The organism is Curvibacter sp. CHRR-16 (assembly GCF_018474005.1).
In the GTDB taxonomy this organism is placed as follows: domain Bacteria; phylum Pseudomonadota; class Gammaproteobacteria; order Burkholderiales; family Burkholderiaceae_C; genus Allorhodoferax.
On the sequence record NZ_JAHCSH010000012.1, the window covers coordinates 1 to 11276 of the forward strand.

11 protein-coding genes are annotated in these 11276 nt (G+C 58.2%); all 11 read left to right on the forward strand.

Annotated features, from left to right (window positions below; translation table 11 throughout):
- Nucleotides 1-722 (forward strand): DUF2345 domain-containing protein (locus tag KIK84_RS16160; protein WP_214124155.1); only part of this gene is annotated, 722 nt, incomplete at its 5' end.
- A gap of 17 nt (nt 723-739) precedes the next feature.
- Entirely contained in the window at nt 740-1795 is a 1056-nt protein-coding gene (locus KIK84_RS16165; protein WP_250208053.1) for a DUF2515 family protein, read from the forward strand.
- A 116-nt stretch (nt 1796-1911) separates the two neighbouring features.
- Entirely contained in the window at nt 1912-2682 is a 771-nt protein-coding gene (locus KIK84_RS16170) for a hypothetical protein (RefSeq protein WP_214124156.1), read from the forward strand.
- A gap of 224 nt (nt 2683-2906) precedes the next feature.
- Nucleotides 2907-3623 carry a DUF2345 domain-containing protein gene (locus KIK84_RS16175; protein ID WP_349815948.1) on the forward strand — a complete coding sequence of 239 codons (717 nt, stop codon included), beginning with the start codon at nt 2907-2909 and terminating at the stop codon, nt 3621-3623.
- Complete coding sequence (locus KIK84_RS16180; protein ID WP_214124158.1) at nt 3616-5073, forward strand: hypothetical protein; 1458 nt, start codon at nt 3616-3618, stop codon at nt 5071-5073. Before KIK84_RS16175 ends, KIK84_RS16180 begins: the two co-directional genes overlap by 8 nt.
- A complete protein-coding gene (locus KIK84_RS16185; protein ID WP_214124159.1) occupies nt 5070-6086 on the forward strand; it encodes a PoNe immunity protein domain-containing protein in 1017 nt (338 codons plus the stop codon). The genes KIK84_RS16180 and KIK84_RS16185 overlap by 4 nt, the downstream gene beginning before the upstream one ends.
- 37 nt (nt 6087-6123) lie before the next feature.
- A complete protein-coding gene (locus tag KIK84_RS16190) occupies nt 6124-6885 on the forward strand; it encodes a hypothetical protein (protein ID WP_214124160.1) in 762 nt (253 codons plus the stop codon).
- Between the two features lie 63 nt (nt 6886-6948).
- A complete protein-coding gene (gene tssF / locus KIK84_RS16195) occupies nt 6949-8829 on the forward strand; it encodes a type VI secretion system baseplate subunit TssF (RefSeq protein ID WP_214124161.1) in 1881 nt (626 codons plus the stop codon).
- Entirely contained in the window at nt 8829-9896 is a 1068-nt protein-coding gene (gene tssG, locus KIK84_RS16200; RefSeq protein ID WP_214124162.1) for a type VI secretion system baseplate subunit TssG, read from the forward strand. The genes tssF and tssG overlap by 1 nt, the downstream gene beginning before the upstream one ends.
- Entirely contained in the window at nt 9893-11059 is a 1167-nt protein-coding gene (locus KIK84_RS16205) for a type VI secretion system protein TssA (protein ID WP_214124163.1), read from the forward strand. Before tssG ends, KIK84_RS16205 begins: the two co-directional genes overlap by 4 nt.
- A gap of 27 nt (nt 11060-11086) precedes the next feature.
- On the forward strand, nt 11087-11276 hold a 190-nt coding region (locus tag KIK84_RS16210), incomplete at its 3' end, for a hypothetical protein (RefSeq protein ID WP_214124164.1).

The window sequence follows — 11276 nt, forward strand, 5'->3', positions numbered from 1 at the left end:
GCACCAACAATAGCAAACACCCAGAACTATCTGAACCCCACTTGGTACTGGCCAGTCCTGCGGGCATTGAGAGCACGACCACAGGCAGCACGCACCAGCACAGTAATGAGCACCATGCCATCACCGCTGGTGGCCATGTGAGTGTGGCTACGGCTAAGAGTTGGTTAGTGAGTGCCAAAGATGCCGTGCGCATGTTCTCCTACAACACCGGCATCAAACTCATCAGCGCCGCTACCAACATAGACGCCCAAGCTTTGAGCAAAAGCCTGCACGTGCTGGCCAAGCTGCGCGTCACCCAAAGCGCAGACACCATCACCTTTACCGCGCAAGAAGAACTGCGCATCAAAGCCGGTGGCAGCTTCACCACGCTGAGCGCCAGCGGCATCACCCACGGCACTGCGGGGCAGTGGGATGTGAAAGCGGCTACGCAAGGCATCGAGGGGCCTAAAGGCATGGGCGTCAACGTCGCAGGTCTGCCGCACAGCGATTTGCACAGCGTGCAGTTTGAATGGCAAAGCCCCACAGGCGGCGCACTAGCCAATCGCCCTTACGAGCTGGTCTCAGCCAATGGCGGACATGTTGGGGTGACAGGTGCGGATGGACAGATGCCCACGATCTACTCAAAAAGCTCAACCCCACTGCAAGTCAAGCGTGTGTGGGCAGAGTTTGAAGTTCCCCCGGTCAAGGGGCAGACCAGTGCGGATACAGACAGCCAAAGCTAATCAACAGCGAGAACACCATGGCAGATTCAGCAACAGGTATCACCAACACCCAAGAATCCAACAAAGTTTGTATTCGCTATACCGACAAAGAAATGTGGTCTGAGGCACAGGAGTTCGCCTACGTGCGACTGTCCTCCACCCAGTCTTACACACTGAATATGTGGGGTGTACCGGAAGCCGTAACGGGCAAAAAACACTTACTGGCCGAATACAACGTGCGTGCACGCCGCATCAGCGCTACCTATGCCCGGTTTTATCTGGAAAAAGAAGAGGGTGGGCAGGCCAACAAAAAAGGGCGCTTCTATTGGATGGCACTGGCCGCCTTTGCTGCCAAAACCGTGGCATGTTCGTTAGAGGATGTGCGCGTGGGCAGCATGCCACCGGGCATAGACCAAGTAGCTAATGGTTTGGGCAAAGGCAATATGTGGTTGTTCTATGACATTGCCCCATGGCACTGGATGCACGCTAACGCCCCCGATTGCCTGAGCCAATACGAAGGCACCCGCAGCGATACCAACTTGGTGCCCGAACTCATCAAGGCAACCCAAGCCATGCCATGGGCGGCACAAGCCTTGCCCAAGATAGGTGGCCTGAAAACCAACAAACACATCCATGAGGCGTTTGTGAAGGTGCGGGAGATTGAAAAAACTCCAATCAATGGATCAAGGCAAGATGTGAAAAATCGCAGAGATGCTCAATTGGCCCATCTGCTCGCCATCGCAGAGCACGAGCAAAAAATCGTGCTGCAGCCTTTGATTTATGAAGACGAGACTTTTGCATGGTGGCTGCGCCAGCAGCGCAAGGCCTGGATCAACTGGGCATCACCCACGCTAGAGCTGGTGTTTGCTGCCGCTTGCACCACAGACAACCCCGAACTCAAGTCGGTAGCACCGCAAGACACGGTTTTGGAAGACTTCAAGAGTCGATTTAACTGGATTACAGCAGCCGCGAAAAAATTTCATGGTCTTATGCAAACCAAAGCGGCATACATGGAAGCGGAAATCAGCACCATGGCTAGCTGGGTCAGCATGAATGACCCGGCCCCTAAGCCCATCCCACCCTTTATGCCTTAACGCGCATGCTCCATCACCGCATTACCCGTTTTTTAGCCACTTTGGCAGTTGTGCTGGCCTGCAGTGCCTGCACGCGCGCGCAGCCAGAGGCGACATCTACAGCAGGACAACACACCATGAAGCAAGAAGTCAGTATTCAACTCGGTTTAAGCGGCCAAGAATTTGTGGCAGCGTTGGGGCGCGAGGACACGCGCATTAACAAGCAGCCTGCAGGGCTGAATTTTTACGATTTGGACTGGCCGACAACCTTTCCCGGCAAAGTCGTTGTCCAGCATGGCGTCAATGGCTTTGTCTTGGATGCTGCTTTAAGCGTAATGGGTACAGAGGATGTTGATTACCCCAAGGAGGGCGTATCAGTTTTGGACATTAACTTCGGTGTAACCGCTAGCGATTTGATCCCCCACAACGAAGCGCGCCTGCAAGTCATGGCCTTGCTTAATCGCTTGCAAGAAGCGGGGTGGAAGCAGCATTACTACTTTGGTGAGGCCCGCATCAAAGGCCGCAGCAGTTTTCGAATGAAAACGAATAGTTTGGATGTGCGCTATACGCCAACGCTCGAAGAGTGGATGGCTTTGGAGAACTCCGCCTCATGGCAGTTGCAAGCCAATGGGGTTTATATGGAGTTGTCTATGCACCGTGATAGCGACCGAATGGATCCACAACGGCCCGGTGCTTATTTGATGTCGATGACGCTTAAAACGGATGAAGTGGCATACCGCTCACTTTTTACAGAAGAAGAGCGTCCTCGCTGGAAGGAGCTATGGGTGCAAGGACTTAAGTCGGAGCACGAAGCACGGGTCAAAGCCGAAGCCCAAGCCCGCGCCAAGGGCCTAGAAATAGACACGCAGTACCAAGACCCAGAAATTCTGGCGCTCAAGAAGGACTAGGCAGGGATATGGGGCGTCATCGCTTGAATCATTTCACTCGGCAGCCTGTGCACCAACGTGCCACAGCGGGGTGCTGGTGCGTGCGTGCAAGCTCGTTTGTGGGCAATGCGGTTTATGCCAAATCAGCCTGTACAGCTTATGTATCAAGCTCATGCAGCTATCAAAATGGGAGCAAACGCAAAAGCGGTGGCAGCACACACCAGCACAGTAATGAGCACCATGCCATCACCGCTGGTGGCCATGTGAGTGTGGCTACGGCTAAGAGTTGGTTAGTGAGTGCCAAAGATGCCGTGCGCATGTTCTCCTACAACACCGGCATCAAACTCATCAGCGCCGCTACCAACATAGACGCCCAAGCTTTGAGCAAAAGCCTGCACGTGCTGGCCAAGCTGCGCGTCACCCAAAGCGCAGACACCATCACCTTTACCGCGCAAGAAGAACTGCGCATCAAAGCCGGTGGCAGCTTCACCACGCTGAGCGCCAGCGGCATCACCCACGGCACTGCGGGGCAGTGGGATGTGAAGGCGGCTACGCAAGGCATCCAAACCGTGGGCAAGAGTGCGGCGGTGGTGATGCCTGAATTGCCGCATGCTGAACTAGAAGAAATCAGCATGAAAAAAACCATGGACTTGTTCTACCACTACCCCGACATGAGTGGCGTAGCGGGAGCAAGCTATCGCGTAGTTTTTGCCAACGGTGAAGTCCGTGAAGGCAAGCTCAATGAGCATGGCAAAGCCACCCTGCAAAACGTGCCCAATGGTGTAGCCCAGATTTATTACGGCGAGACCACCAAAACCCAAGCACCTGAAACCCCTAGCTTCGGCAAACCAGCCACCGATGAGCAAATCCGTGCCGACCTTCAAAAGCTAGGGCTGCATGCATCTGATGGGCAAAACATTGACCAACTGCTGGCACAAATGACGGGGCGTAACCATGACTGAAACTGCAGAACTGCAAGACTTTTTGGGCGACATAGCTACGTCCGTAGCACTGGGAATGGTGCCCTTTTTGGGGCAAGCCATCGATATTTACGACACGCTGCATGCTGCCTACGACTTGTACACATCAAGCAACGCCAGCCAAGAAGCCAAAGAAGAGGTGTATTTTGATTTGGCATTGGCCGCCATTGGCTGGATACCCGGCCCGGGCGACGGCATCAAGCACACGCTAAAGACCATCAACAAGAACCCTAAAAAGTACGCTCCTCTCTTGCTTGATGCCGTTCGCCAAGCCCTGTACGCAGCAGGCTACAAGGTTGATCCCCACCAGTTTTTGATGGACAGCATCAGCCAGGGCAAGATTCGCGAAATCATCAACGGCGTGAAATCCGACATAGCCCACTCCAGCGTGTACAAACGCTGTGACCCGCACATGCAGCAAGCCGTCATGATTGGTATAGACATGGCCGCCCAAAGCTTGCCCATGGTGGTGGGCATCGTGGAGCGCAAGGTGCAAACATGGCTCAAAGTGAATCCCAAAAGCACAGCAGCCAAACACAACACTGCGCCAGTGCATGAGGCTAAAAGCGCCCCACCAGCGCAAGTGGGCAACAAAAAGAGCGAAGTAGGCAGCCAAGGCAAAGCCAACCCAGCCAAAGTGCTCAACGGCACGCTCAACGCGGCAGAGATAGCCATCGTCAACTTACCGCACAACCAAAAGCAAGAAAGCATTGGCGAGCACGTAGCCGACTACTACTGCGACCATGAATTGGGCTGGGGTAACGCACTGGGTGGCAAGAGCAACCACGACAAAGGCCATGCGAGCAAAGCCAAGCTGACCGATCGCGCAAAGATGAGCGTGCTCGATGTGGAGATCAAAGCGCGTGGTGTGGGCATAGATGCCATCTGGCGTACGGGGCAAGTGAAGCCCTATGCAGTAGCGGAGTACAAAACGCGCGATATAGGTTTGAGCGAGCAGGGCATGAAGAGCTTGCTGGTGCGCGAGTCAGCGCAGGATGCTGATAAGAAGGCTGCGCACCGTAAGAAGGTGTCGGAGTTTAAAAAGGCAGAAAAGAACAGCGCCAAGACTGGGCAGGCACATGGGCTTAGCAAGCCTGAACTGGAGCGTGAAGTGCCCAAGATGAGTCACAAGTGGATCAAGGATCGGGTAGAGAAGAGGCTGGATTTAGGAGGGCATAAAGATGCACTTATGTTCCAAAACAAATATACCCGCCACGTAATTCAAGTGGTTACTTCCAAAGGCGACGGCAAGGCGCACAAAGATGAGCTGAATAAGGCGCTTGAGGAGCAGCGAGCAGTTGTGGAAGGCCATCACCCCGCGCACAAGGCGGGTATCGATAACTTCACCAATGCGTTTACGGAAGCCCCGCAACCGCAGAGTCAGGTAGCGCCCAACCAAGCCCCCACGAATTCAGGACGGAGAAAAAAATGAGCAACGCGAATCAAGTCCCATTTATTGAACGCCGCAGGCAGCCGTTTATCACGGAGGCGTATAGCTCGCAGTTTCAGAAGATCAAGCGGGAAAGAAGCATTCCATATTTCAAGAGCGTATTGGATGAGGTACGTGGCGTTACTTCTTCAGAGGCGTTACAGGATAAAAAGGATGGCTATAACGCTATCGCAAACGCCCTAACCGACCTCCTGCACCTGCGCTACACCGCAGGCGAGCCCATTGAGCAATTGCGCACCGAACTGGATGAAGTAGTTGCCGCTTGGGAAGACTATGCAAAAGCCGTCGGAGTGATTGGCCCCGAAGGAAAAGGCTCCATATTTGGTTTCGCCTACCGTGTGGACTACAACAAAGCAGTGCACCTAGCTGGGCTGGCAGTGCTGCTACGCCGCGAAGACCTGCTGCCTCGTATTGATGCCATGGTGCTTGGGTTCAAGGGTAGCGATGCTGTCTATGAAGAGTTGGTCTCTCCATACTTGCCAGAGCGTCCATATGCCGATACGTGGTACCACGCCACACCCTACACCGATGCTCTGAACGCCATCGACAGCGAAGATCCCAAAGAACGCAGCGCCCTCATGGGTCAAGCGGTAGAAGACTGGTTTGCCGCCAATGAAGGCCAACCATTCCACGGCACACACAAAGATGTAGATGACTCCGGTGAAGGTGGCTACACCGGTTACTGGTGTTTTGAGCTGGCGGCACTGTGCTTTATCAAAGGCATAGACGACAGTGCCTTTAGAGATCACCTTACCTACCCCAAGGATCTGGTGGATTTCGCTCGCTCCAAAGGTCAATTGCCCACAGCCAGCGCTGCACCCCAAACCACCCTCAGCGCCCAACCCGGCCAACCCGTCCCCCGCGCAGGCGTATGGCAAACCACCGCCTTGCTAGACAAACGCAGCCTTACTTTGGCTCTGGGCGAGAAGCTGCCCTTTACCGCTCAAGACAAAGCAGGCAATGCCGTGGTGTGGTTCTGGAAGTCTGAGACCTGAATCCCTGCACCACGCCCCACTACTAGGAACTATGAACATGGCCACCACCGCCGACCCCATCGCCCAATACGAAAAAAACCTGCGCCAACTGTTTGAGCTGGCGCAAGACAACCAGCATGCTGTAGAGGATGCGATTGCCTGCTTTAGCGCCGAGCGCGAGGCGTTTGTCAAAGAGCGCTTGGCCTTGCTCAAAACCGTGGCCAGCTCGGCAGAGATATCGGACAGCTTGCACCGCGCCATGGCCGATGCCATACCCGCTGTGGAGAAAGCCGCGCACAAAGCCATCCAGCAATCCATGGAGCGCGTGCTGGGCGTGACCACCGATGCGGCATCCCAAGCGCTGGGCAATGCCACGTCCCCCGTCATCGAGCGCTTTGGCACGCTGCTGCAAACCGCTATCGATGTGGAGTCTCGCATCAAAAAAGCCGGCTACCGCTACGCCTGGCAATGGACGGCATTGGCCAGCCTCGGTATTGCGGCCACCATCGCCGTGGCAGTGGTGGGGGTGCAGCAAATCAAAACCCAGCAAGCCGAACTGCAACGCCAGCAGGCAGAGCTTTTGGCGCAAAAGCAGGCCTTTAGCCAAGAGCTAGCGCGCATGCAAGCCACCGTAACTTTTCTGGAGAAAAAAGGTGGCCGCATCCAGCTAGAAAAGTGCGGCCCCGAGCAGCGCACCTGCATTGAAGTGGCCAGCGACCAAGGCAACGGCCGCTACAAGTACCGTGGGCCTTGGACAGGTGCAGCAGGTGCTGCTGGCACCAACAACGAGCGCAGCTACGTCATCCCCAAAGGTTACTGAGGGTACTGAGCCAGACACATCCCCCACACCACATCCGCACCCACACCCGTACCACATCACGCCATGGATCCCCAGCTACTGAACTACTACAACCAAGAACTCACCTACATGCGCGAAGCGGCAGGCGAGTTTGCCCAAATGCACCCCAAGATTGCCCGCCGTTTGGGCATGCATGGTGTGGAGGTACACGACCCCTATGTAGAGCGGCTCATCGAATCGTTCTGCTTCATGTCCGCGCGCATGCGCACCAAGCTCGATGCCGAGTTCCCCCGCTTTACCCAGCGCCTGCTCGAAGTCGTCTACCCCAACTACGTTGCGCCCACACCCTCCATGGCCGTGGCGCAGCTGCATCCCAGTGCCAGCGAGGGCGACTTGAGCAGCGGCTTTGTGGTGCCACGCGGCAGTGCGTTTTACGCCCAAGTACCAGCAGGGGAGAGCACCGCCTGCGAGTTCCGCTCCAGCCAAGACGTGACCCTGTGGCCCATCGAAATCGTCAGCGCCAAGCTCGCTGGCATACCACCGGACATTCCCACGCTGGATCGCTACGTGCCGCCCACCGTGCAAATCGTTGGCAGCCTGCGTTTGCGCTTGCGCGTCAAAGGCGCGCTCAACTTCTGTGACCTCACGGGTCTGGATCGCTTGCCCATTTACCTCAGTGGCGACGAGCAAACCGCCTCCCACCTCTATGAGCTGTTGCACGCAGGCGCAGTGGCCACCCTCACCGGCGTGCCCGACCACATGGCCGAACACCCGCACGTCGTCAGCCACCAAGCGCTGGTGCACGAAGGCTTGGAGCCCACGCAAAGCCTGCTGCCCCTGCCGTGGAACACCTGGCACGGCCACAACCTGCTGCACGAGTACTTCTCATGCCCCAGCCGTTTTTACTTCTTCGCCCTGCAAAACCTGGCCCCCGGCTTGTCCCGCATCCAAGGGCAAGAGGCAGAAATCATCGTCCTGCTCCAGCGCGACACCCAGCGCCTGAGCGGTTTGGTGGACAAAGACCAATTCGCCCTGTTCTGCACCCCCATCATCAACCTGTTTGAGCAGCGCACCGACCGCATCGAGCTCAACACCCAGCAGAGCGAATTCCATTTGGTGCCTGACCGCTCGCGCCCCATGGATTTGGAAGTGTTCAGCGTCTTGGGTATGAGCGCGCAAAAGACCGACAGCACCCAAAACCTGGAGTTCCGCCCGCTCTACCAAAGCCTCAACCAAGACGAAGGCAACCATGGCCGCTACTTCAGCCTGCGCCGCGAACCCCGCTTGGTCTCTGACAGCGCCCGCAAATACGGCACCCGCACCTCCTACGTCGGCACCGAAGTGTTCGTCAGCTTGGTAGACCAGCACGACGCCCCCTACAGCGAAGCCCTGCGCCACCTCAGCGTCAAAGCCCTGCTGACCAACCGCGACCTGCCACGCCTCATTCCCCGCAACGGCCGCACCGACCTGAACGCGGCAGACTCCCTGCCCATTTCCGCCATCGGCCTCATTCGCCCCCCATCGGCCCCCAAAGCCCCGCTGGCTGACGGCGAAATGGCATGGCGCTTGATCCGCCAACTCAACTTCAACTACCTGCCCCTGCACGAGCTTGATGTGCGCCAAGGCGCGCAAGCCCTGCGCGACATGCTGCGCCTGTTTGTGGGGCAAGAGGATTTGATAGCCAACAAACAAATCGACGGGCTCATTGGCAGCCACACCACCCCCGTCACCCGCCGCTTGCCCGGCACTGGGCCACTGGTCTATGGCCGCGGTGTGCAGTGCGACCTCACCGTCGATGAAGACTGCTTCAGCGGCACCAGTCCCTACCTGTTTGGCTTGGTGCTAGAGAACTACTTGGCCCGCCACGTCAGCATCAACGTCTTTACCCAAACCCAGCTGCAGTCCATGCAGCGCGGGCGGGTAGAGCAGTGGCCCGTGCGCATGGGCAGCCGGGGAGTCATTTGATGCGCGAAACACTGCAAGACGCGCAGCGCCGCCCGTGGACCTATGGCTTTGTGCCCCTCATGCGCCGCTTTGGCGCTTGGTACCGCACACTGCCGCGCGTGGGCACGGCCCAGCGCCCCCAGCAAGAGCCCTATCGCTTGGGGCAGCAGGCCAGCCTCACCTTCGCCGTGCGCGAGATTGCCAGCGTGCAGCAAGCTGCGCCAGATCAGCCCACCCGCATCAAGCTCTTTGGCTTGGGCGCACTGGGCCCCAATGGCGCACTGCCCATCCACGTCACCGAACTCGTGCGCGAGCGCGTCGAGGCCAAGCGCGACAACACCCTAGCCAACTTTCTGGACCTCTTCCACCACCGCGCCTTCACCCACATCTACCGCGCTTGGGCGCAAAGCCAAAGCACTGCCGGACTGGATCGCCCAGACCAAGAAACCTTCACCCCCTACATCGCCCGCTTGGGGGCAGACGACCCCCAACTGGCGCAAAACAGTCCCTTGGCCCCCCACGCCCGCTGGGCCAGCGTCGCCCACCGCGTGCGCGCCCCACGCAACCCCGAAGGACTCATCCGCACCCTCTCGCACTACTTTGGCGTGCCCGTGCGCATGCAAGAGTTTTGCTTGCAGTGGATGCCCATAGAGCCCCAAGACCTGTGCCAGCTCGGCCAAACCCGCCAATCCAGCGTGCTAGGGCAGGGCGCTTTAATCGGGGAAGTCATCCCCGACCGCCAAACCCGCTTTCGCCTCATCATCGGCCCGCTGGACTTGAACGGCTACCTGCGCCTCACGCCCCAAGGCGCTACCAACCCCCACACCGGCACCACCCAGTGTGACCTGGGCCCCCTCATTGAACTGGTGCGCTCCTTCATCGGCTTTGAATACGTCTGGGAAGTCGAACTGCTCATCGAACGCAGCGCCGCCCCCGCCAGCACACTGGGTGGCAACACCCAGTTGGGCTGGTCTAGCTGGTTGGGCACCCAAACACCGGGCCAAGCCCAGCCCATCAGCGGCATGGTGCTAGAGCCCGAGATGTACGCCAGCACGCACCTCAAGAGCACCCACCTCAAAACCCTATGAGCAAACATACCCGCCCCTCACCAGAGCAGCCGGCAGAATACCCACCGCTGCCCGCCATCAGCCTGGAAGCACCCTGCGGCGCAAGCCTGGAGTACGACCCCGAATACGCCGTTCTGCAAGCGCGCCTGCAACCCAAAGCCGAGGTGCAATACGGCCAATTTGCCACCAAACCCGAAGGCCCCGACTGGACCGACATCGAGCGCGACTGCCGCCGCTTGCTCCTTAAAAGCACCGACATCAGCCTGCTCATCTGGCTCACCCGCGCCCGCACCCGCGTCGCCGGAGCCAGCGGTCTGGCCTACGGCTTGGGCACCCTCTTGGCCACCTTGCAAGCCTGGCCCGAGCACATCCACCCCCAGCTCAGCATAGACGGCTACTTCGACCCCGCCGTGCGCGCCAACGCCTTGGCCGCCCTGTGCGACCCCGAAGGCCTGCTGGGTGACATCCGCGAAACCGTCGTCTCCAGCAGCACCGCCTTTCGGCTCACCATGCGCGACATAGAGCGCGCCCACGCCATTCCCCGCCCGCCCTACAGCCCCGAGCCAGAGGCCGTCAACCGCCAGCTCCAAGCCCTGCACGCCAAAGGCGACTCCACCGTGCACAGCATGCTGCAAGCGGCCCACAGCGCCAAAGCCCTGGCCCACTGGGTCGTCCACGGAAGCCCTAACCAATCCAGCCAATCCCATCAATGGGGCGACGACGCCCCCAACCTGCAGCCCCTGCTCAAACTCTTTGCGGCCCTGAGCGCCCTCGATGTGGCAAGCAACACCCATAACAGCAACCCCCACACCGCTCACCCAGATCAGCAAGAGTTTGACCAAGCCCCCATCCCCACAGAAAAGCTCATCGCCTTGGCCGGCCCAGACGCCACCCCACACGCCACGTTCAGTTCAAGCTCCAGCGCAAGCAATGCCCCACTAGGGCAGCACTACAGCGCCTCGCAGGCCACACAGCTCCCAGTACTGAGCACCGCAGACCAACGCGAACAAATCCGCGCCATGCTTATCCAAGTGCGCCAATGGATAGAGCACAACGAACCCAGCAGCCCCGTCGCCGTCTTGCTCAAACAAGCCCAGCGCATGTGGGGCAAACGCTTTAGCGAAGTCGCCACCCTCATCCCCCCAGAGCTACTGCAAGCCTGGGATCAAGATGACCTGAACTAACGCCCAGAACTAAAACGGAGTTAAGCCATGACAACCTCAGCCTCCTCCAGCAGCCTAGCCACCTCTTTATCCAACCTCGTGAGTGCGCAGCGCATCCTCACAGTTAGCTGCGCAGCCTTAGAAGCCCAAACCAGCACAAGCCTGCAAGCCATCAGCCTAGAGGGGCGAGAAGACATCAACAGCCTCTTTAGCTACCAACTCATACTGCAAAGCCCCG